General features: G+C 63.1%; 21 protein-coding genes. 12 read left to right on the top strand and 9 right to left on the bottom strand.

Annotation, left to right across the window (positions count from 1 at the left end):
- Positions 1 to 34: 34 nt before the first annotated feature.
- Positions 35 to 943, bottom strand: a complete 909-nt coding sequence (locus PverR02_RS14135; RefSeq protein ID WP_079443667.1) for a FecR domain-containing protein — start codon at positions 941 to 943, stop codon at positions 35 to 37.
- A complete protein-coding gene (locus PverR02_RS14130; protein ID WP_017847246.1) occupies positions 940 to 1,458 on the bottom strand; it encodes a sigma-70 family RNA polymerase sigma factor in 519 nt (172 codons plus the stop codon). The genes PverR02_RS14135 and PverR02_RS14130 overlap by 4 nt, the downstream gene beginning before the upstream one ends.
- Positions 1,459 to 1,817: 359 nt before the next feature.
- Here PverR02_RS14130 and PverR02_RS14125 point away from each other — a divergent pair, with 359 nt between their 5' ends.
- Together PverR02_RS14125 and PverR02_RS14120 are read left to right on the top strand one after the other, a co-directional pair.
- Positions 1,818 to 3,068, top strand: coding sequence for a ribonucleotide-diphosphate reductase subunit beta (locus tag PverR02_RS14125; RefSeq protein WP_079443666.1), 1,251 nt, complete (start codon positions 1,818 to 1,820; stop codon positions 3,066 to 3,068).
- 54 nt (positions 3,069 to 3,122) lie between these two features.
- On the top strand, positions 3,123 to 3,611 hold the full coding sequence (locus tag PverR02_RS14120; RefSeq protein WP_017848468.1) for a DUF1289 domain-containing protein: 489 nt from the start codon (positions 3,123 to 3,125) through the stop codon (positions 3,609 to 3,611).
- Between the two features lie 91 nt (positions 3,612 to 3,702).
- On the opposite strand, the gene mdeB is transcribed toward PverR02_RS14120, so the two are convergent.
- Complete coding sequence (gene mdeB / locus PverR02_RS14115) at positions 3,703 to 6,393, bottom strand: alpha-ketoglutarate dehydrogenase (RefSeq protein ID WP_079443665.1); 2,691 nt, start codon at positions 6,391 to 6,393, stop codon at positions 3,703 to 3,705.
- Positions 6,394 to 6,584: 191 nt separating this feature from the next.
- Between mdeB and PverR02_RS14110 the strand changes: the two genes are divergently transcribed.
- The 3 genes from PverR02_RS14110 to PverR02_RS14100 all read left to right on the top strand — a co-directional run bounded on the left by PverR02_RS14110 (position 6,585) and on the right by PverR02_RS14100 (position 9,278).
- Positions 6,585 to 7,511 (top strand): class I SAM-dependent methyltransferase, encoded by a 927-nt coding sequence (locus PverR02_RS14110; protein WP_079443664.1) that lies wholly within the window; start codon positions 6,585 to 6,587, stop codon positions 7,509 to 7,511.
- 148 nt (positions 7,512 to 7,659) lie between these two features.
- Positions 7,660 to 8,376: a phosphatidylcholine synthase gene (pcsA, locus tag PverR02_RS14105; RefSeq protein ID WP_017848465.1), complete on the top strand. Its 717-nt coding sequence runs from the start codon at positions 7,660 to 7,662 to the stop codon at positions 8,374 to 8,376.
- A gap of 122 nt (positions 8,377 to 8,498) precedes the next feature.
- Positions 8,499 to 9,278: a TSUP family transporter gene (locus tag PverR02_RS14100; RefSeq protein WP_046383211.1), complete on the top strand. Its 780-nt coding sequence runs from the start codon at positions 8,499 to 8,501 to the stop codon at positions 9,276 to 9,278.
- Here the strand turns inward: PverR02_RS14100 and nudC are convergent.
- Together nudC and PverR02_RS14090 are read right to left on the bottom strand one after the other, a co-directional pair.
- Positions 9,246 to 10,079 (bottom strand): NAD(+) diphosphatase, encoded by an 834-nt coding sequence (gene nudC, locus PverR02_RS14095; RefSeq protein ID WP_017848463.1) that lies wholly within the window; start codon positions 10,077 to 10,079, stop codon positions 9,246 to 9,248. The two genes, PverR02_RS14100 and nudC, sit on opposite strands and share 33 nt — an antisense overlap.
- A 5-nt stretch (positions 10,080 to 10,084) precedes the next feature.
- Positions 10,085 to 10,897 carry a crotonase/enoyl-CoA hydratase family protein gene (locus tag PverR02_RS14090; RefSeq protein ID WP_017848462.1) on the bottom strand — a complete coding sequence of 271 codons (813 nt, stop codon included), beginning with the start codon at positions 10,895 to 10,897 and terminating at the stop codon, positions 10,085 to 10,087.
- A 205-nt stretch (positions 10,898 to 11,102) separates the two neighbouring features.
- On the opposite strand from PverR02_RS14090, the gene PverR02_RS14085 reads away from it, so the two are divergent.
- The 3 genes from PverR02_RS14085 to PverR02_RS14075 all read left to right on the top strand — a co-directional run bounded on the left by PverR02_RS14085 (position 11,103) and on the right by PverR02_RS14075 (position 13,424).
- On the top strand, positions 11,103 to 11,657 hold the full coding sequence (locus PverR02_RS14085) for a UPF0149 family protein (protein ID WP_017848461.1): 555 nt from the start codon (positions 11,103 to 11,105) through the stop codon (positions 11,655 to 11,657).
- Between the two features lie 91 nt (positions 11,658 to 11,748).
- Entirely contained in the window at positions 11,749 to 13,005 is a 1,257-nt protein-coding gene (gene aroA, locus PverR02_RS14080; protein ID WP_017848460.1) for a 3-phosphoshikimate 1-carboxyvinyltransferase, read from the top strand.
- Between the two features lie 32 nt (positions 13,006 to 13,037).
- On the top strand, positions 13,038 to 13,424 hold the full coding sequence (locus PverR02_RS14075) for a hypothetical protein (protein WP_046383210.1): 387 nt from the start codon (positions 13,038 to 13,040) through the stop codon (positions 13,422 to 13,424).
- Positions 13,425 to 13,491: 67 nt separating this feature from the next.
- On the opposite strand, the gene PverR02_RS14070 is transcribed toward PverR02_RS14075, so the two are convergent.
- Positions 13,492 to 13,869: a hypothetical protein gene (locus tag PverR02_RS14070; protein WP_079443663.1), complete on the bottom strand. Its 378-nt coding sequence runs from the start codon at positions 13,867 to 13,869 to the stop codon at positions 13,492 to 13,494.
- A 73-nt stretch (positions 13,870 to 13,942) separates the two neighbouring features.
- Complete coding sequence (locus PverR02_RS14065; protein WP_017848457.1) at positions 13,943 to 14,542, bottom strand: NAD(P)H-dependent oxidoreductase; 600 nt, start codon at positions 14,540 to 14,542, stop codon at positions 13,943 to 13,945.
- 69 nt (positions 14,543 to 14,611) lie between these two features.
- On the opposite strand from PverR02_RS14065, the gene PverR02_RS14060 reads away from it, so the two are divergent.
- Positions 14,612 to 15,223: a TetR/AcrR family transcriptional regulator gene (locus PverR02_RS14060; RefSeq protein ID WP_017848456.1), complete on the top strand. Its 612-nt coding sequence runs from the start codon at positions 14,612 to 14,614 to the stop codon at positions 15,221 to 15,223.
- A 10-nt stretch (positions 15,224 to 15,233) separates the two neighbouring features.
- Here PverR02_RS14060 and PverR02_RS14055 read toward each other — a convergent pair whose 3' ends face one another.
- On the bottom strand, positions 15,234 to 15,911 hold the full coding sequence (locus PverR02_RS14055) for a GNAT family N-acetyltransferase (RefSeq protein ID WP_079443662.1): 678 nt from the start codon (positions 15,909 to 15,911) through the stop codon (positions 15,234 to 15,236).
- 136 nt (positions 15,912 to 16,047) lie between these two features.
- Positions 16,048 to 16,929, bottom strand: a complete 882-nt coding sequence (locus tag PverR02_RS14050; RefSeq protein WP_046383206.1) for a LysR family transcriptional regulator — start codon at positions 16,927 to 16,929, stop codon at positions 16,048 to 16,050.
- Between the two features lie 113 nt (positions 16,930 to 17,042).
- On the opposite strand from PverR02_RS14050, the gene PverR02_RS14045 reads away from it, so the two are divergent.
- The 3 genes from PverR02_RS14045 (at position 17,043) to PverR02_RS14035 (ending at position 21,638) form a co-directional block, all read left to right on the top strand.
- Entirely contained in the window at positions 17,043 to 18,245 is a 1,203-nt protein-coding gene (locus tag PverR02_RS14045) for an MFS transporter (RefSeq protein WP_079443661.1), read from the top strand.
- 193 nt (positions 18,246 to 18,438) lie between these two features.
- Positions 18,439 to 19,293: a CAP domain-containing protein gene (locus PverR02_RS14040; protein ID WP_017848452.1), complete on the top strand. Its 855-nt coding sequence runs from the start codon at positions 18,439 to 18,441 to the stop codon at positions 19,291 to 19,293.
- A 158-nt stretch (positions 19,294 to 19,451) separates the two neighbouring features.
- Positions 19,452 to 21,638: a GAF domain-containing protein gene (locus PverR02_RS14035; RefSeq protein ID WP_079443660.1), complete on the top strand. Its 2,187-nt coding sequence runs from the start codon at positions 19,452 to 19,454 to the stop codon at positions 21,636 to 21,638.
- Positions 21,639 to 21,641 lie beyond the last annotated feature (3 nt).

Raw genomic sequence — 21,641 nt, 5'->3', positions numbered from 1 at the left:
AAAACAACTGCCACATTTTTGATCGCCAGTGTCTTCAAGTGAGTGTGACCCAATACCGCGTCCGCGCCTGCACCTCGAACCCTAGACTCGAGGCCAGCAGGCTGAGGATGCGGTCGGTGTCATCCAGGCGAAAACTGCCCGTCACCCGCAACGTCTCCAGGTTCGGCGCCCAGCGCAACACGCCTGGGCGATAGCGCGCCAGCTCGCGCAGAAAATCCCCCAGCGCCTGGTTCTGTGCGGTCAGCACGCCGTCGCGCCAGCCCAGTTGCAACACATCGAACGGCACCCGCGCACCGAGCCCGCCGGCGCTTAATGGCGCTTGCTGGCCGTCCTGCAACGTCGCCAGTTGCCCGTTCACGTCGCGCACCTGCACGCGGCCCTTGAGCACCGACACCCGGCAGCCGGCGGCCAGTTGGCGCACGCACACCTCGGCCTGACTGACCCGCACTTCGCCGTAGCGCGTGCGTAGCGTCATCGCGTGTGCGCCCGGCACGTTCAGCGCCAGTTCGCCGTCCACCAGCGTGATGCGCCGTTGCGCCGGGTCCACATCCACGGCCGTGGCGGTGTTCAGTTGCAGGCTGCCGCCCTCGGCCAACGGCAGGCGCCTGCGCTCGCCGGTGGCGGTGTGCAGGTCGGCGCGCCAACTATCTATAGGTAACTGGCGACTGATCAACCAGGCCGTCGGCACCAGCGCCGCCACGCCCAACGCACGCTTGAGCAACGCCCGCCGCCCCACTTGCGGGCGGTCGAGGCTGGCCATCGCCAACGCCTGGGGCAGCGCGCTGAAGCGCTGGCGCAGGGCCTGGGCTTTCTGCCAGGTGTGTTCGTGCTGCGGATGACTGTCGCGCCAGTGCTGCAACGCGGCATGATCGCGTTCAGTGGCCGCCCCCGATTCCAGCAGCGCAAGCCATTGCGCGGCCGCTCGCGCAACCTCACGGTTCACAGGTCCACCAGCAGGCAATGTTCATAGGCTTGCGCCATGTAACGCTTGACCGTGCGCTCCGACACCTCAAGCCGCTCGGCAATCTCTCGATAGCCCAGGCCCTCCAGCTGACTCCAAAGAAACGCCCGGCGCACCAGTGCAGGCAAGCCGTCGAGCAATTCATCCAGGGCTTGCAGGGTTTCCAACACCAGCCAGCGCTGCTCGGGAGATGGCACGCAGGCTGGCGGCAGGTTACCAAGAGCCGTCAGATAAGCCTGCTCAAGGCTGCGACGCTGATGAAAATTGACCAGCAGGCGCTTGCCCACCGTCACCAGATAGGCCCGCGGTTCCTGCATCTGCGCGAGCGGCTGCGCACTGGCGAGCACCCGCACGAAAGTGTCCTGGCTCAGGTCAGCCGCATCCCAGGCATTGCCCAGGCGCCGCCGCAGCCAGCTTTCCAGCCAACTGCGATGGTCGCGATACAGGCTCGACAACGTCGGTTCGGCGGCGTGCGAAGGGACAACAGCATCATTCATGGCAAGCAACCTGCGCAGCGCGATTGAGTCTCAAATGAGATTAATTCTAATTAATATCGCGGCGAGACACCACGTTCTTTTCAACGGGGCGTTCATACGGGCATCAAAGGCCAGTGAACCCAGGCTTTGCCACCACAGGTGTGCCTGGCAGCGACCTAAAACCGCACACGTTGTCCGTTGACCATGCTGATCACACCCCATATAGTGTGCCCACGCCAACAAACAACCACTACATAGTGTGCGAACTCGTAAAATGCTGACCACACTATGCGCAGTATTTCAATGCCTTGAAGCCTGCAAATCACTTATTTTTGGACGGGTTCACACACCGTCAGCACAGACCAGGAAGGAGTATTTCAATGCTGAGTTGGGATGAAGTCGACAACGAAGACACCGGTGCAGCGGTGATCAGAGGCGCCAACGCCGGCCACGCCACCGAAGCCAACATGGACCGCCTCGACGGTGCCGGCGCTGCTGCCGCCATCGAAGCCCGCGCCGTCACCGCCAACGACTCCGCCGCGATCATTCGCGCCAAGGCTGCCCTCGACAAACTCGACATCGCCGAAGGCCTCGCCGAACTCGAAGGCGCCTCCGCCCGCGTCGCTGTCGACGAAAAGCGCATGATCAACTGCCGCGCCGACCTCAACCAGCTCGTGCCCTTCAAGTACGACTGGGCCTGGCAGAAATACCTCGACGGCTGCGCCAACCACTGGATGCCGCAAGAGGTCAACATGACCGCCGACATCGCGCTGTGGAAAAACCCCGAAGGCCTGACCGACGACGAACGCCGCATCGTCATGCGCAACCTCGGCTTCTTCTCCACCGCCGACTCGCTGGTCGCCAACAACCTGGTCCTGGCCGTGTACCGCCTGATCACCAACCCGGAGTGCCGCCAGTACATCCTGCGCCAGGCCTTCGAAGAGGCGATCCACACCCACGCCTACCAGTACTGCATCGAATCGCTGGCCATGGATGAAGGCGAAATCTTCAACATGTACCACGAGATCCCATCGGTCGCGAAAAAAGCCGCCTGGGGCCTGAAATACACGCGCTCCATCTCCGACCCGAAATTCGAAACCGGCACCGTCGACACCGACAAAGAACTGCTGCGCAACCTGGTCGCCTACTACTGCGTATTGGAAGGCATCTTCTTCTATTGCGGCTTCACCCAGATCCTCTCCATGGGCCGCCGCAACAAAATGACCGGCGTGGCCGAGCAGTTCCAGTACATCCTGCGCGACGAGTCGATGCACCTGAACTTCGGCATCGACGTGATCAACCAGATCAAAATCGAAAACCCACACCTGTGGGACGCCGAGATGAAGGAAGAAGCGACCCAGATGATCCTGCAAGGGACCCAGCTGGAGATCGAATACGCGCGCGACACCATGCCACGCGGTGTACTCGGCATGAACGCGGCGATGATGGAGGACTACCTCAAGTTCATCGCTAACCGTCGTCTGTCGCAGATCGGTTTGAAGGAAGAGTATCCAGGGACGACTAACCCGTTCCCATGGATGAGCGAGATCATGGACTTGAAGAAAGAGAAGAATTTCTTTGAGACCCGTGTGATCGAGTACCAGACTGGCGGTGCGTTGAGCTGGGATTGATTGAAAAAACGGCCCCTTCAGGGGCCGTGTTGTTTCACCTGTCGATGTTTTTTTATGCCCAATCAAACCATCAAGACCCCCTGCGTCGGCCTGTGCTCCACCGTTTACGGTGATCTGGTCTGCCGCGGCTGCAAGCGTTATCACCATGAAGTCATCCAGTGGAATGGCTACAACGCCGAGGAAAAACAGGCGGTGTGGCTGCGCCTTGAGCAACTGCTGGTGCAGGTGATGGCCTCCAAGCTGGACGTGTTCGACCCACAGCGCCTGCGCCAGCAACTGGAAAGCCGCAAGATTCGCTTTATGCCGCACCAGTCGCCGTACTGCTGGGCCTACCAGTTGATTGCCCGGGGTGCGCGGGTGATTACCAGGCTGGACGCCTATGGCCTGGTGTTGCTGCCGGAATTTCGCGAGCACAGCCTGGCGGATTTGCGCGATGGAATTGATCGCGAGTTTTTCCTGCTGTCCGAGGCGCATTACCAGCGGTATATCGCCCCCGTGTTCTTGAAAGAGGCCTTTGGGCCAGCCCTGATCGCCACGCTCTAAATGTGGGAGGGGGCTTGCTCCCGATAGCAGTGTGTCAGTCAGCTTATGGCGCACTGACCCGGCGCAATCGGGGGCAAGCCCCCTCCCACATTTAGATCCAGGACGCTGCACGCTCCGCCTGGAAGCCATAGCGTTCAATCGCCTGCTGGCATACCTGCCGATCCAGACTGCCCTGCTCCGCCAATGCCGTCAGCGCGGCCAGCACGAGGTGATGGCGATCCACCTCAAAAAAATCCCGCAACGCCGCCCGCGTATCACTGCGACCGAAGCCGTCGGTGCCGAGCACGGTGTAGGGGGAATCCAGATACGAAGCAATCATCTGCGGCACCGCCCGCACGTAGTCCGACACCGCAACCACCGGGGCGCCCTTGGGCAGGCAATCATTCACATGACTGACGCGCTGGATCGCCTGCGGATGCAAGCGATTCCAACGCTCCACCTCCCGCGCCTGCCGTGCCAGTTCGCTGAAGCTGGTCACGCTGTAGACCTCACTCGCCACCTGCCAATCGTCCGCCAATAGCTGCGCAGCCGCCTGGGCTTCACGCACCAGCGTACCCGAACCGAGCAGGCGCACCTGGGCGTCAGGCGCGCCCTGCAAGCGGTACATACCTTTGATGATCGCCGCTTCCACCCCCTCGGGCAGGCTCGGCTGCGGGTAGTTTTCGTTCATCAGGGTCACGTAGTAGAACTCGTCGACATCATGCTCCAGCATCTGGCGCATGCCGTGGTCGAGGATCACCGCAAACTCCCCGGCGAACGCCGGGTCGTAGGCACGGCAGTTGGGGACGCCGGCGGCGCTCAGGTGGCTGCTGCCGTCCTGATGCTGCAGGCCCTCGCCGCCGAGGGTGGTGCGGCCGGCAGTGGCGCCCAGCAGGAAGCCACGGGCGCGCTGGTCGGCGGCGGCCCAGATCAGGTCGCCCACGCGCTGAAAGCCGAACATCGAGTAATAGATGTAGAACGGCAACATGCGCAGGCCATGCACCGAATAGCTGGTGGCCGCCGCGACCCAGGAGCTGATGGCGCTGGCTTCGCTGATGCCCTCTTCGAGGATCTGCCCGTCGGTGGCTTCGCGGTAGCTGAGGATCGAGCCGATATCTTCCGGCTCGTAGCGTTGGCCGACGCTGGAGTAGATGCCGATCTGCTTGAACAGGTTGGCCATGCCGAAGGTACGCGCCTCGTCGGCGACGATTGGCACGATGCGTGGCCCCAGGTGCTTGTCCTTGAGCAGGTTGGTGAGCATACGCACGAAGGCCATGGTGGTGGACATCTCCTTACCCGCGGCAGCCGTGGCAAAGCCGGCGTAACCGGCCAGAGGCGGCACACTGACCGGCGCGGCGGCCTGGCAGCGACTGGGCACATAGCCGCCCAGGGCGTTGCGCCGTTGATGCAGATAGCGCAACTCCAGGCTGTCAGCGGCCGGTTTGAAGAAACTCAACGACTCGGTCTGCTCATCCGTCAGCGGCAACTGGAAACGATTGCGGAAGGCGATCAGCGCCTCGCGATCGAGTTTCTTCTGCTGGTGGGTGGTCATCTTGCCCTGCCCGGCTTCGCCCATGCCGAAGCCTTTTTTGGTCTGGGCCAGGATCACCGTGGGCTTGCCCTTGACCCGCCGCGCCGCGTGGTAGGCGGCGTGGATCTTGACCATGTCGTGGCCGCCGCGCTTGAGGCGGTCGATCTGTTCGTCGCTCATGCCCTCGACCAGCTTGGCCAGGGACGCGCTCTGGCCGAAGAAGTGCTCGCGGTTGTAGGCGCCGTCCTTGGCGGCGAAGGTCTGGAACTGCCCGTCCACGGTCTGCGACAGCGTATTGACCAGGGCGCCGTCGCTGTCCTTGGCGAGCAAGGCGTCCCAGTCCGAGCCCCACACCAGCTTGATCACGTTCCAGCCAGCGCCGCCGAACAACGCCTCCAGTTCATCGATGATCCGCCCATTGCCACGCACCGGGCCGTCGAGGCGTTGCAGGTTGCAGTTGACCACCCAGGTCAGGTTGTCCAGGCCTTCGCGGGCGGCCAGGGTCAGGGCCGACATGCTTTCCGGCTCGTCCATTTCGCCGTCGCCGAATACGCCCCAGACGTGGCGCTCGGTGGTGTCCTGCAAGCCGCGGTGCTGCAGGTAGCGCATAAAGCGCGCCTGGAAAATCGAGCTGATCGGGCCGATGCCCATGGAGCCGGTGGGAAATTGCCAGAAGTCCGGCATCAACCAAGGGTGCGGGTAACTCGACAAACCGCGCGCGCCGACCTTGGCCCCGCCGATTTCCTGCCGGTAGTGCGCCAGGTCCTGCTCGCTCAGGCGCCCCTCCAGGAACGCCCGCGCATAAATGCCCGGCGCGGAATGCGGCTGGTAGAACACCAGGTCGCCGCCAAAGCCCTCGTGGCGGGCACGGAAAAAGTGATTGAAGCCCACTTCGAACAAATCCGCCGCGCTGGCGTAGCTGGCGATATGACCGCCGAGCTCGCCATACGCCTGGTTGGCGCGCACCACCATGGCCAGGGCGTTCCAGCGCACCAGCGAGGCCAGGCGCTCTTCGGTGGCCAGGTCGCCGGGAAACGCCGGCTGCTGCTCGACGCTGATGCTATTGATATACGGAGTGCCGTGACGGGGTTTCCAGTCGATGTGCGGGGCGCCGCCTTCACGGGCCAGCACGTCGAGGATCTGCCGCGCCCGCGCGGGGCCGGCGTTGGCCACCAGCGAGGCCAGGGCGTCGCGCCACTCGTCCTGCTCGATTTGATCACCGGCGAGCTGATCCGTTGTGGTGTGATTCACTGCGCTCGCAAAACCGTTCATGGGCACCTCCAGGCTTTTTTTCCAGTTTATGTCGATGACTGAGGATTTTTTGCCTGATGTCAGGCGTACCAAAGCGTATTTTGAGCATGAATCGCTGCCAATCAGACGTTTCCCAGCACGTTGTGCTCTAACCCCCCGAAACCTCACCATTGTGTTTAAAATGCCGCCCGCTCAACGAACGACGCTCAACGATGAACCCCGACGCCCTCGCCACACTGCACGCCCACCTGCTGACCGCCCTGGCCACGCCACCGACCGAAACCCGGCGCCTGTTCCACGGGCGCGGCCGTTGCTGGCCGGGCCTGGAGCAACTGACCGTGGACTGGCTGCAGGGCGTGGTGCTGGTCGCGCTGTTCAAGGAGCCGGAGGCGGCGCACCTGGACGCGCTGAAACAACTGCTGGTTCAGTTCGAATGGGCGCAGTCCGGCGCCCACACGGTAGCCCTGCAGCACCGCTACCTGCCGCAAAACACCACCGAATGGCTGGTGGGCGATGCGATCGATGAGCTGGCGATTACCGAAGGCGGCCTGCGCTACCTGATCGACCTCGGTAAAAAACAGAACAGCGGGCTGTTTCTCGACATGCGCTATGGCCGCAACTGGGTGCGCGAACAGTCCAAGGGGCTGCGGGTACTCAACCTGTTCGCCTACACCTGCGGGTTTTCCGTGGCGGCCATCGAGGGCGGCGCCGAGCATGTGGTGAACCTGGACATGGCCCGCGGCGCCCTCAGCCGGGGTCGCGACAACCATCGCCTGAATGGGCATGACCTGAGCCGCGTTACCTTTCTTGGCCACGACTTGTTCAAGTCCTGGGCCAAGGTCATCCACAGCGGCCCTTATGATCTGGTGATCATCGACCCGCCGTCCTTCCAGAAAGGCAGTTTCCTGCTGACCAAGGATTACCAGCGCGTGCTGCGCCGCCTGCCGGATTTGCTCACGCCACAAGGCACGGTGCTGGCGTGCATGAATGACCCGGCGTTCGGCGAGGACTTCCTGATCGACGGCGTGACCCGCGAAGCACCGGGCCTGCGCTTTGTCGAGCGGCTGGAAAACCCGCCGGAATTCCCGGATATCGATCGGCAAAGCGGCTTGAAAGCCTTGGTGTTCCTCCAAGGCTGATGCCGAAACGTCCGACGCTTGCTACGCTAAGCAATCACCGGGGTGGTGAACCTTATCCTCCCCTTCCCGGTCGATACCTGCATCCCCTGGCCAGACTCGACGCTGCCACAGCGTCGGCTGCCCCGTTTCACCCTTTGGAGAACCGCCCGTGATATCGACCCTGCATGTAGCCAGACTGAAAGCCTGGGGCGCCCACGGCTTCACTGCCACCGGAGTGGTGTTGGCCTTCCTGGCCACGCTGGCCTTGCTGGAGAACTCACCCAAGGCGTGCCTGCTGTGGCTGGGCCTGGCACTGGTGGTCGATGGCGTCGACGGTTCCCTGGCCCGCCGCGTGAATGTCAGCACGGTACTGCCCAGCTTTGACGGCTCGGTGCTGGACCTGGTGATCGATTACCTGACCTATGTGTTTATCCCGGCACTGTTTATCTACCGCTATATCGACCTGCCGGACTTTACCCACCTGTTCACGGTGTCGGTGATCCTGGTGTCGTCGCTGTTCTGCTTCTGCAACGTGAACATGAAAAGCAAGGACAACTACTTCGTCGGCTTCCCTGCCGCCTGGAACGTGGTAGCCCTCTGCGTGTATATCATCCAGCCCGACGCGTGGGTGACGTTGCTCACGGTGATTGGCCTGGCGCTGCTGACCGTGACGCCGATGAAGTTCCTGCACCCGTTCCGGGTCAAGCGGTTCATGCCGATCAACATCGCGGTGACCACGCTCTGGTTGCTGTGCAGCTTCTTGATGGTGGTGGATTACCCGAACACCAACCCGTGGACGTTTGGGTTGTGGTCGCTGATGTCGGCGTACTTCCTCGGGATCTGCATCTGGCGCACCGCGCTGGAGTGGCTGGGCACCCACAAATAGCCAGGCCGGCACCGTTTGAATGTGGGAGGAGGCTTGCGTCCTCCCACATTTGGATTTGCGTACACCGGGCAGGTAAGATGGCCGCCTTTCGCATAGCGCCCTGCCAACCATAAGCCCTGCCCATGCCCTTCGAACTCAGCGTAGACCTCACTACCCTCGCCATCCTGGCCGTCGTTGCGTTCATCGCCGGCTTCATCGACGCCATCGCCGGCGGTGGCGGCTTGCTCACCACCCCGGCCCTGCTCACCGCCGGCATGCCGCCCCATTTGGTACTGGGCACCAACAAACTCAGCTCCACCTTCGGCTCGGCCACCGCCAGTTTCACCTTTTACCGACGCAAGCTGTTTCACCCGCGCCAGTGGGTACATGCCATCGTCGGTACGTTTATCGGCGCCCTGGCCGGCGCCATCGTCGCCCACTACCTGCCCGCCGAAACCCTGAACAAGATGCTCCCGGTGATCGTCTTCGGTTGCGGCCTGTACCTGTTGTTCGGCGGCACGCCCAAGGCGCCGCTGGAGGGCGACGCACCGATCAAGAAGAAATGGCAGGCCACCCAAGGCTTCGGCCTGGGCTTCTACGACGGCGTGGCCGGCCCCGGCACCGGCGCGTTCTGGACGGTGAGCACGATGCTGCTGCACCCCATCGACCTGGTCAAAGCCAGCGGCGTGGCGCGCAGCATGAACTTCGTCAGCAACGCGGCAGCGCTGTCGGTGTTTATCATCAACGGTTCGGTGGACTGGATCGTCGGGCTGGCCATGGGCGTGTCGGTGATGGTGGGCGCGTTCTTTGGCGCACGCAGCGCAATCAGCGGCGGCGCCAAATTCATTCGCCCGGTGTTTATCACCGTGGTCCTCGGCCTGACGGTGCGCCTAGCCTGGCAGCACTGGTTCAGCGTGGCCTAAGCGGCGGGCCACGTAGAGGTCGATCAGGTAACGCGCAATCGAGCGTGACGCCGGCAACGGCGGCAAGTCGTGGATGTTGAACCACTGCGCGTCCTCGATCTCATCGGCCTGGGGCACGATATCGCCACCGGCGTACTCGGCATGGAAGCCCAGCATCATCGAATGGGGAAACGGCCAGCACTGGCTGCCCACGTACTGGATATTGCGGACTTCCAGCTGCACTTCTTCGTGAACTTCGCGGATCAGGCAGTCTTCGGCCGACTCACCCGGCTCGGCAAACCCCGCCAGCGTGCTGTAGACCCCGGGGACAAAGCGCGGCGACCGCGCCAGCAGGATCTCGTCGCCACGGGTCACCAGCACAATCATGCTCGGCGAGATGCGCGGGTAGCTGCGCAGGTCACAAGCCTCGCAGAACATCGCCCGCTCCCGAGGCACCTGGACCATGGCCTGGCCGCAACTGCCACAAAAACGGTGTTCCCGCGCCCAGGTGCCGATCTGCGCGGCATAGGCCAGCACTTTGTACAGCCGGTGATCGCCTTGCAGCATGAAGCCGCGCAGGCCTTGCCAACTGCATCCAGGCACGTCGCTGGCGGCATTGAGTTCGAGCAGGTACACCGGCTCGCCGTCAAGATGGCCGATACCGTGTTCGGCGAACACCGCCAGGTCCTGGCGCTTGAGCCATTCCCGCGGGAACAGCGCGCCATTGGTGTCGTGTAAAAAACCCTCGCGGCTGCGCGCGACGGCCCAGCCGCCGGGGGTTTGGTTGTCCAGCAGTGTGGTGGTAATCCAGCCTGGGGTCATATCAGTCAATCCACGAATTCGGGTTTCTGCTTGCTCATATGGGCCGCGATGGCCACGCGCAAGTCGTTGGATTGCAACATAGCCGCGTTCCAGGTGGCAACGTATTCCAGACCGTCATTGACTGTATGGTCACGCATGTAGCTGATCATGGCCTTGGTGCCGGTCACGGCAATCGGCGATTTGGCGGCGATTTCCCGGGCGATGTCCAGTACGCCGGCCAACAGGCTTTCCTGATCGGGATACACGCGATTGACCAGGCCGATGCTGCGCGCTTCCTCGGCGCCGAACTGGCGACCGGTGTAGGCCAGCTCGCGCAGCATGCCATCGCCGATGATGCGCGGCAGGCGCTGCAGGGTGCCGACGTCGGCCGCCATGCCGATGTCGATTTCCTTGATGGAAAACTGCGCATCCTCGGCGGCGTAACGCATGTCGCAGGCGCTGATCAGGTCGATGGCACCGCCGATGCAGTAGCCCTGGATCGCGGCCAACACCGGCTTGCGGCAGGTGTCGACGGCGTTGAACGAGGCTTGCAGTTCGAGGATCTTGCGCCGCAACAGGCGTGCATTACGGCCCACGTCCTTGCCAAAATCATTGGCCACCGAGGCCAGCATCATCAGGTCGATGCCGGACGAAAAATGTTTGCCGGCACCGCTGAGCACCACGGCGCGCACGGCGTCGGTGTCGTCGACCCAGCGGAAGATATCGATGATCTCGGTCCAGAACGCCGCGTTCATGGCGTTGATCTTTTCCGGGCGGTTGATCTGCACATGGGCAACGCTGCCAATGAGCTCGACGACGAAGGCTTGGTATTCGGACATGGCAGTGATCCCTGACTGGCGAGTAATAAGAGCCGAACTATAACAAGGGTGAGCCACGGCGCATCAGCCAAAAACGGGACTGCTAAAATTCATCCGGGACGGGCCGTCGGCCTTGGAAAAGGCTGGATAAAAACCGCCTCAGGCGCCATCCTTCGCGCTTTAAGCCGCTGCCGCAGCGGCGCTCGACGTTTAAAGGATACGCCCCATGCTCACCCAACCTCTGGCCCCCGCCGATTTCGACCTGATCGAAGAAACCCTGCTCAAGTACGGTGACGACCACTCGGTGCTGAACCTCGCCGAACTCGATGGTTACTTCTGCGCACTGGTGTCCAGCCCGGCACCGGTGGATATCGCCGAGTGGTTCCCGGCGATCTGGGGCGGGCAGAACCCGCAGTGGGAAAGTGCCGAAGAAGCCAAGCAGTTCCTCGAACTGTGCGTTCGCCACATGAACGCCCGCGCCGCCCAACTGGCCACCGACGCCAAAGGTTTCCGGGCGCGCTTCGACGACACGGAGCATCAGGGCCAGACCCTGACCCTCGCCGAAGAATGGTGCTTTGGCTATATCCGTGGCGCCGCTATCGGCAACTGGCCTGAACTGCCCGCCGAACAGGCCGCACTGCTGGAGAAAATCTCCTGGTGCGCCGAACAGGACAACTTCGAACTGCCGGCGGACCTCGATGTACAGGCGCATCAGCAGCGCGTCAGCGAGATCGAACCGGCGGCGCGGGCGCTGCATGATTACTCGCTCGCCCAGCGCTAAGCCTCGACAAGCGTGACGTCTATGCCCGATTATTCGGGTCCGCCCGTCGGCCACTCCGTGCCACCTTGCCTTGAATCAGGAGCCTTGTACCTTGAGTTCGCAGAAAACCGTGACCGTTACACCGCCCACTTTCCCCCTCAATGGCAAGGTCGCGCCCCCCGGCTCCAAATCCATTACCAACCGCGCGCTGTTGCTCGCCGCCCTGGCCAAGGGCACCAGCCGCCTCAGCGGCGCATTGAAGAGCGATGACACCCGGCACATGTCGGTGGCCCTGCGCCAGATGGGCGTGATCATCGACGAGCCGGACGACACCACCTTCGTGGTCACGGGCCAAGGCCAGCTGCAATTGCCTGCGCAGCCGCTGTTCCTCGGCAATGCCGGCACCGCGATGCGTTTTCTCACCGCCGCCGTCGCCACCGTGCAAGGCACCGTGGTGCTGGACGGCGACGACTACATGCGCAAACGCCCGATCGGCCCGCTGCTCGCCACCCTCGGCCAGAACGGCATCCAGGTCGACAGCCCGACCGGTTGCCCGCCGGTTACCGTGCATGGCGTGGGCAAGGTCCAGGCCAAGCGCTTTGAGATCGACGGCGGTCTGTCCAGCCAATACGTATCGGCCTTGCTGATGCTCGCGGCCTGCGGCGCAGCGCCGATTGAAGTGGCGCTGACCGGCAAGGACATCGGCGCCCGCGGCTATGTGGACCTGACCCTCGACTGCATGCGTGCATTCGGCGCGCAGGTCGAGGTGGTCGACGACACCACCTGGCGCGTCGCTCCCAGCGGCTACACCGCCCATGACTACCTGATCGAACCGGACGCCTCCGCCGCCACCTACCTGTGGGCGGCTGAAGTGCTGACTGGCGGGCACATCGATATCGGCGTCGCCGCACACGACTTTACCCAGCCGGACGCCAAGGCCCAGGCGCTGATCGCACAGTTCCCGAACATGCAGGCCACAGTGGTGGGTTCGCAAATGCAGGACGCGATCCCGACGCTTGCCGTACTGGCCGCATTCAACAACAGCCCGGTGCGCTTCACCGAACTGGCCAACCTGCGGGTCAAGGAATGTGACCGCGTGCAGGCGCTGCACGACGGCCTCAACCAGATCCGCCCAGGCCTGGCCCGCATCGAAGGCGATGACCTGCTGGTGGCCAGCGATCCGGCACTGGCAGGCACGGCCTGCACTGCACTGATCGACACCCACGCCGATCACCGCATCGCCATGTGTTTCGCCCTGGCCGGGCTGAAGGTCTCGGGTATTCGTATTCAGGACCCGGACTGCGTGGCCAAGACCTATCCTGACTACTGGAAGGCACTGGGCAGCCTGGGTGTCGCCCTGCGCTACTGAGTCCGCGGCGTCGAGATGGGGAGGGCTTGATCATGAACATTCGCCAACCCTGCCCGCCCGGCGCCTGTGTCTGTGACCGCGAACAGCTGCTGCAAACCCCAGGCGCCGACCTGCGCATCCTCAACCTGACGCGCCAGGAAGAAAAACGCCTGATCGAACGCCTGGAAGACCTGCAAAGCCTGCAAGACCTCGAACACATGCAGCAGCGCATGTACGCGCTATTGGGTATCCGCGTGCAGGTCGCGCCGGGGCACACCGAGGTCAAGAGCATGCGCGGGATTCAGATCGTCATCGACGAACTGCCCGGCCTGTGCCGCAAGACCCGGCAATCGATCCCGGCGGCGATTCGCCGAGGCCTGGAGAAACGACCGGAGATTGCCTACCGGCTGCTGGATGCACATGACCTGCTTGGACTCTAGTCGGTCCTTTCAGTGCATCGCCACCAAGCTGCTGCTCCAGGCCTGAGGCGTGCCGCAACTAACGTAGTTACCAGATGAAATTATCGCCGCCTTTCACGCCATGCCCATTAAGCACGTCCCGGTAAGTCATAGTGGGATACTTGATAAGCCTGTCCACTTGCTCGGAGTTCAAATCTTGAACTTCTCTAGGCGATATATTTGGAAACTCTTTCCCATGTGCATCCACCACTTGCTGAAAGTTCATATTGGGATATTTATCGAGCGTATTGTGTTGGTCAAAGGTCAAGTTTTGCAGGTCGCCATTCGATAGATTTGGATACGGACTGTCTTGGTTCGCATTGTTTTCCTGCTCTTGTCTCACTTGATCTTGCGTGGGTTTTCCCTGGGATGTGTCAATGGGAGGAGCAATCGGTGCGGATCCAGATGCAGCAGAAATTGAAGTCATTATCAAATCTCCAGTGATTGTGAACGCCTTGATTGGTTGTCCAACGGCTTCTGGTTCCCTGCTCGCAACGAAATCATCCGGCGACCGTCTCGGTTTCGAACAGACCCTGGCCCACTGCCTTGGCGTGATCCAGATGCACCTGCACCTGGCCGCTTTCCGACTCCAGCAGCAACGCTGACGTCAGCACCTGCGCGCCACAGTAATCGAAGATCCCGTAATCGATCTGCGTGTGCATGGCCTTGGCATAACCATGGCGCTCAAACGCGCTTTGATCGGCAGCACCGAGGGCCAGCAGGTGAACCTGCAAGTGCCGCAGTTTCTTCACCACCGGAGTGTCGGGGCCGTAGTCGATCGCCCAGCCGTTGACGAACACGCGGTCGATCCACCCCTTGAGCAGGCCTGGCAGCGACCACCAGTAAATGGGGAACACCAAGACCAGGGCGTCGGCGCGGTCGATGCGGGCTTGTTCGGCGGCGACGTCAGCCGGCGGTTCGGCGCGGGTGCGATGTACGCGCTGGTCGGCAGCGTTGTAGCGCGGGTCGAAGCCTTCGGCGGCAAGGTCGGCGATTTCGAACGTATGGCCAGACGCGCTCAGCCCGGCGGCGACTTGCGCGGCGAGGCTGTGGGTGAGGGATTGCGGGTCGTGATGAGCTACAACGATCAGTGCGTGCATGACAGTGACTCCCATTGGGTTTATGCTGGGCTTAAGTTACCTTTGGTAAGTTACTTTTGGTATATAAGCATGTCAAGCAGTGAATCCCCTGCCCCGCGTCGTCGCCTGTCGCGTGAAGATCGTCTGCGCCAATTGTTGGACGTGGCCTGGCAACTGGTGCGTGAAGAAGGCACCGAAGCCCTGACCCTCGGCCACCTGGCGGAACGAGCGGGCGTGACCAAGCCGGTGGTCTATGACCATTTCGTTACCCGCGCGGGGTTGCTGGCGGCGTTGTACGAGGATTTCGATGGGCGCCAGAATCAGGTGCTTGCCGACGCCCTCGAAGCCAGCAGCCCGACCCTGGAAGATCGCGCGTGGGTGATCGCCTCATCCTATGTCGACTGCGTGTTGTTGCAGGGCCGGGAAATTCCGGGGGTGATCGCGGCGCTGAGCAGCTCACCGGAGTTGGAAAGCCTCAAGCGCAAGTACGAAGCACTCTTTCTCGATAAGTGCCGCGACGTCATGGCCCCCTTCGCGCCGGGCGGCAGCGTGTCCCAGGCAGGGCTGCGGGCCATGCTCGGGGCGGCGGAGGCCTTGTCTCATGCGGCGGCCAGCGGTGAGCTCAGCCGTGAAGAGGCGCAACAGGAGTTGCTGGCGACCATTCTGGCAATGGTCAATCGCGGGGCGCGCAGCGCCCGTTGAGAGGCGTTTTTCAGCCTCGCTCCTGCACAAACAAGCGGACCTTGTGCGCCAGTTGATCCAGGTGCCGGTCACGTTGCTTCTCGGCATCTACCATGGCGCGCTTGCCATGTTTTTGCAGCAGGTAGGTATGAATCTGCCGCACTTCCAATGAGCTATAGATAGCGGCCACATCCAGCACGCCCATCAAGCCATCGGTGGCGTAGGCGCGGGTGTTCATCAGCACCTGCGTGCCGCGGGCGCCGCGCACCTGAAAGCCCATCGCCGCGAAGGCCGGCACTTTGTCCACGGCGCAGGCCAGTTCGGCGTGAGGGTAACGTGCCAGCACCTCTTGCATCATGCCCCGCGCCACGCCCTGGCGCCGGTTGCCTGCCTGTACGGCCATGAACGCCACACCGCAGGCTTCTGGGTCGTCCTTGACCGGCAAGTACAGCAAAAACCCAATGACTTTTTCCGGGTCTTGCGCAGACGTCGCGACGATCAGTTCGACCGCGATCCCCTTCGACCCGTCCAGCGCCTGCAGGTACAAATGCACCTCAAAGCCGATGGCATATTGGTAAATGTTGTAGAGCAGGTTACTCGGCGGCAGCGCGACGCTGCTGATGTCGGTGAGGTTGTCGACCACCATCTGCAGGATCTGGCTGTTGACCGGTTCGGGGCACGGCGTGGTGTAGCGGGTAAGGCTGAACATGCAAATTCCTGGGGTTTCGCGTCAAGGCAGGTGGGATTGTACCTGTTGCAGCAGGTTCGGGATCGATAGGCATACCCGCCACGCTCTGCACGCCTGGCGGCTCGCATGCACATCGCCCCGGGGACGGGCCGCACTGTCATCGTCCGCACACCTCGCGCAAACACCCGCGCAACCAACGATGGGCCAGATCGGCGTCCAACCGTGGGTGCCAGAGCATTGCCACGGTAAACGCGGGTAACGCCACCGGCAGCGCAAAACAGAACAGGTCGCGCCGGTCTGGGGTATAGCGCTCGGGCACCGAGGCAATCAGGTCGGTGTTGCGTGCCAGGGCGATGGCGCTGGAAAAACTCGCGACGATGCTGCCGATCTGCCGCGTCAGGCCCTGGGCTTCGAGGACGTCGTCGATCTGGCCGCGGTCCTGGCCGCGCCGCGATACGTAAAGGTGTCGGCCCTCGGCAAACCGTGCAGCGCTGATCTCGCCTTGGCTCAGGGGATGGCCGCTGCGCACCACGCCGATCAGGCGATCGCGAAACAGCGCCTGGGTCAGCACTTCAGGGCTGGCCGTGGGGTCGACCACGCCGATGTCCAGGTCGACGCTGCCTTCGCGCAGTTGCGCAGTGTCCTTGTCGGTCTTGCTGACGAAGCGCAGGCGCACGCCGGGGGCGTCCTCGGCGAGACGGGCGAGCAACGCCGAACCGAAGCCTTCGACAAACTCCTCGCTGGTTCGCAGGGTGAAGGTGCGGACCACGTGGGCCATCTCCAGCGCCTGTGCCGGGCGCAACACCGCCTGGGCGCCCTGCACCAGTTGGCTGACCTGTTCGCGCAGTGCCAACGCCCGGGGCGTCGGCACCAGGCCGCGGCCAGCGCGGACCAGCAACGGGTCGCCGGTGGTCGCACGCAAGCGCGCCAACGCCCGGCTCATGGCCGAAGGGCTCAACCGCAGGCGCTTGGCCGCACGGGCGACACTGCCTTCGGCGAGCAATACATCCAGGGTGATTAGCAAATTGAGATCAGGCATCAGCGCTCCATGGCAGGCGTCATATGCAGATATTTAGTGCAACTCATGCGTCTTCCGCCATGTTAGGCCACGCCGTAGATTTGCGACAGTTGCGTTCATTCAAGGAATCTTCCATGCATACCTCTTCCCGTGGCGGTCTTGTCAGCCTGTGCCTGTCCATGTTGCTGGCCGCCCTTGGCACCAGCATCGCCAATGTCGGCCTGCCCAGCCTCGCGCAGGCCTTCAATGCATCCTTTCACGCGACGCAATGGGTGGTGCTCACCTACCTGCTGGCGATCACGGCAGTCATCGTCAATGCCGGGCGCCTGGGCGATCGGCTGGGGCGACGGCGGCTGTTGATCGCTGGCTTGCTGCTGTTCGCCTTGGCCGGCGGGCTATGCGGTGTCGCGCCTGGCCTGCGGTGGCTGATTGCAGCGCGCAGCCTGCAAGGTTTGGGCGCGGCGATCATGATGGCGATGACGTTAGCGATGGTCGGCGACACCGTCCCCCAAGCGCGCATTGCGCGTGTCATGGGCTTGCTCGGCACGATGTCAGCCGTCGGTACCGCCATGGGCCCCGGCGTGGGCGGCCTGTTGCTCAGTGTGTGGGGGTGGCGCGCGCTGTTTCTGGTGGGGATGCCGCTGGGCTTGCTCGCGGCCGCCCTCGCCTGGCGCTACTTGCCGGTGGATCAGCCACCCGCGCCACTGGCCAGCGACACCGGCATTTGGCGCTCATTGCAGTCGACCTCGTTGCGCGCCGGCCTGGTGATGAGCGCGTTGGTGTCGGCGGTGATCATGGCCACCTTTGTCGTCGGGCCGTTCTACTTGTCCCGAGGGCTTGGGCTCGATCCGGCCGGGATGGGCCTGGCAATGGCCGTCGGCCCTGGTGTCGCGGCGCTCACCGGCATTCCGGCCGGTCGTCTGAGCGAACGCTTTGGCAGCCACGTCATGACACTCGTGGGACTGGCTGTCTGCGGCAGTGGCGCCCTGTCGCTGTGCCTGGCGTCCGGGCTGGTCACTTATCTTGCCTCACTGATTACGCTGACGGCGGGCTACAGCCTGTTCCAGGCCGCCAACAACACTGCGGTGATGAGCGAAGCCGATGCGGCACGCCGAGGCACGATCTCAGGCCTGCTGAACCTGTCACGCAACCTGGGGCTGATTTTCGGTGCGTCGGCATTGGGCGCGATGTTTGCCTGGACCACTCCCGATGTCACCCACGCCACACCGCAATCCGTGGCTGACGGTCTGCACGCAACCTTTACCGCGGCATTCGCTTTGATCCTGCTCGCCAGCGCCATGGCATGGCGGCGGCAGCCCGCGCGTCAGCTGGCGTGAGCCGAATATCCTCGCTCATGACGGGTTGATCAGCCTCGCCATGCCGGCGCGGCGGGTGGTGGCGTTTGCCTTGTATGACCAGGGCCGTGAACATCCGGCATTCAAAACCCGAGGAAAAAAGTTCGGACCAACGGGTGCATGGACGCCCCTACATCGCGCATCATGGGCACTTTCAAGTTCAAGGGTAACGTCCATGCGCGTGCTGTCATTGATGATGGGTCTGACGACGCTGGCCGCCAGCCTGGTGTTCTGCGCCAGCGCGATGGCGAATGAAGAAAGTCAGTTGGTGCAACAGATCAACGCTTACCGCAGCCAGGTGCAACGCTGCGGCGACCAAGGTTCCCAGGAACTGCCACCGCTGGCCAGCGATACACGCCTGGTGCTGCCGGCCAGTAATGTCGGCGACTTGCAGCAGGCCCTGGCCCGCGCGGCGTACCCGATGGTCAACGTGCAGGCAATCAGCCTGTCCGGGCCCAAGGATGCCCAGGCGGCCATGAAAGCCGTGCGCGAGAGTTTCTGCCGCGTGGTGCTGGATCCGCAATTCGTCGACATCGGCGTGAGCAACAGCGGCCAGGACTGGCGCATCGTGCTCGCCCGCCCACTGCTGTCCAGCGGCCTGGGCGATTGGCAGACCGAAGGCAGGCAATTGCTGAACCTGATCAACGCCGCCCGCACACAACCGCGCCAATGCGGTCCCCAGGCGTTCACCGCGACCACGCCACTGTCGTGGAACGACACCTTGGCCAGTGCCGCCAACAGCCACACACGCAACATGGCCAACGGCAATTTCTTCGACCATCTGGACCACGACGGCCGCACCCCGGGCGACCGTGCCGAGCTGGCCGGGTACAGCGCGAAGAACATCGGCGAAAACATCGCGGCCGGCCTCGACACCCCGCGCAAAGTGGTGGACGGCTGGCTCGCCAGCCCCGGCCATTGCGCCAACCTGATGAACCCGCAATTCCGTGAAGTGGGCGCCGCCTACGCGATGGACCCGAAGAGCGATGCAGGCATTTATTGGACAGCGGTGTTCGGAACACAACAGTAAGTGAACACCCGCGATGAGATCTATCCCAGCGGGTGAAGCATCAAAGTGCCATCTCATGGATAATTGCGCTGAACCGGCAGCAATCATTTCTGTCTGTTGCTTATTGGCCTGACGCATCAGGCATCCAAACAGACCGTGGCAAACAAGGTGTTCACCCGATGATGAATTGGCTGCAAAGCAGCAGCGACATGGCCGAGCGGGTACGCCAGCACGACTGGGCCAGTACGCCCCTGGGTCCGCCGGAACACTGGCCGGATGTGCTCAAGACCACCGTGGCGCTGTGCTTTGCTTCAAGTTTCCCCCAAGCCATCGTGTGGGGGCCTCAATTGACGACCCTCTATAACGACGCGTTCATTCCGATACTGGGCAATAAACCCTATGCCCTGGGGCGTCCGTTCAGCGAGATCTGGAGCGAGGTCTGGGACGACATCAGCCCCATCGCCGACGCGGCTTTCCAAGGCCATGCGACCTATATCGAAAACTTCCCGCTGGTGATCGAACGCGGCGCGGCGCCGGAACAAGCGTACTTCACGTTCTGCTATAGCCCGATCCGCGACCCGCGGGGCCACGTCGTCGGCATGCTCGACACCGTGACCGAAACCACCGCCACGGTGTTCCTTTCGCGCCGCCTTGCGGTGCTGGATACCATCGGCAGCACGGTCGCCAATGCCACCGATGCCGAAGCCATCATGACCGCCACCACGCACCTGCTGGCGCAGCACCTGCAAGTGTCCATCTGCGCCTACGCCGATATGGACGCCGATGAAGACGGCTTCACCATCCGTGACAACTGGACGGCTCCCGGCTCGCCCAGCATCGTCGGCCACTACCGCCTGCAGGCCTTCGGGCAGACCGCGGTCAAGTGCCTGCGGGCCGGTGAGCCGCTGGTGATCGGCAACAACCGGCTCGAACTGCCCGCGCAGGAAGCCGCGGCGTTCCAGGCCCTGGGCATCACCGCCACGATCTGCATACCACTGATCAAACACGGTCGCCTTACGGCCTTGATGGCGGTTCACTGCACAGCAGAGCGGACCTGGTCGCCGTATGACCTGGCACTGTTGGCCGAAGTCACCGAGCGGTCCTGGGCGCACATCGAACGGGTGCGCGCCGATGCCGCCGTGCGCGAAGGGTTGGCGGCCTTTACCGAATTGAACGCCACCCTCGAGCAGCGTGTGGAAGAACGCACCGCTGCGCTGGCCCAGGCCGAAGCGGCGTTGCGTCAATCGCAGAAACTCGAAGCCATCGGCCAATTGACCGGCGGCGTGGCCCATGACTTCAACAACCTGCTGACCATCATTCGTTCGTCGGTGGACTTTTTGCGTCAGCCCGGGCTGCCCGAAGAACGGCGCCAACGCTACATGCGCGCGGTATCCGACACCGTCGAGCGCGCCAGCAAGTTGACCAGCCAGTTGCTTGCGTTCGCGCGCCGCCAACCGCTGAACCCGGAAGTCTTCGATGTGGCGCAGCGGGTCAAGGACATTGGCGAGATGCTCGAGAGTGTCACCGGTGCGCGCATTCATGTGCAGGTTCAATTGCCCGAGCGGCCGTGCCATGTCCGGGTCGACTCGAGCCAGTTCGAAACCGCGCTGATCAATATCGCACTCAACGCCCGCGATGCCATGGACGGCCAGGGCACCCTGACCCTGCGCGTGGGCACGGTGGACGCGATGCCGCGCATCCGGGGCGATGCCCAAGCCTGCCAGCCGTTTGTCACGGTGGCCCTGGCCGACACCGGCAGCGGCATTCCGGGGGAAACGTTCGAGCGCATTTTCGAGCCGTTCTTTACCACCAAGGCCGTGGGCAAAGGCACGGGCCTGGGGTTGTCACAGGTGTTCGGCTTCGCCAAGCAGTCCGATGGCAATGTCGACGTGGCCAGCTGTCTTGGCCAGGGCACGGTGTTTACCCTGTACCTGCCCGAGGTCGAGCCGGAGGACGCCCGCCACGAGCCCTCCCCTAGTGACCCGGCACCGCCCCACGACACGAGCCTGCGCAACATCCTGATCGTGGAAGACAACCTGGACGTAGGCCGTTTCGCCAACCAGATCCTCCAGGACCTCGGTTACCAGACCACCTGGGCGACCGATGCCGAACAGGCGCTGGCGCTGGCCGGTCCGGATGCTGCGGCTTTCGACGCGATTTTCTCCGACGTGGTGATGCCGGGCATGACCGGCGTGGCGATGGCCAAGCTCCTGCGCCAACGTCGCGCCGACCTGCCGGTGGTGCTCACCTCCGGCTACAGCGAAGAACTCGCGGAAAGCGGCTACGAAGGGTTCGAGTTTCTCGCCAAGCCCTACTCCGCCGACCAGGTGGCGCGGGTGCTGGCCAAGGCCATGTTCAAGGACTGAGCC

This window comes from Pseudomonas veronii (assembly GCF_002028325.1).
GTDB classification, from domain to species: domain Bacteria; phylum Pseudomonadota; class Gammaproteobacteria; order Pseudomonadales; family Pseudomonadaceae; genus Aquipseudomonas; species Aquipseudomonas veronii.
This window is presented reverse-complemented; position numbering and strand designations above follow the sequence as displayed.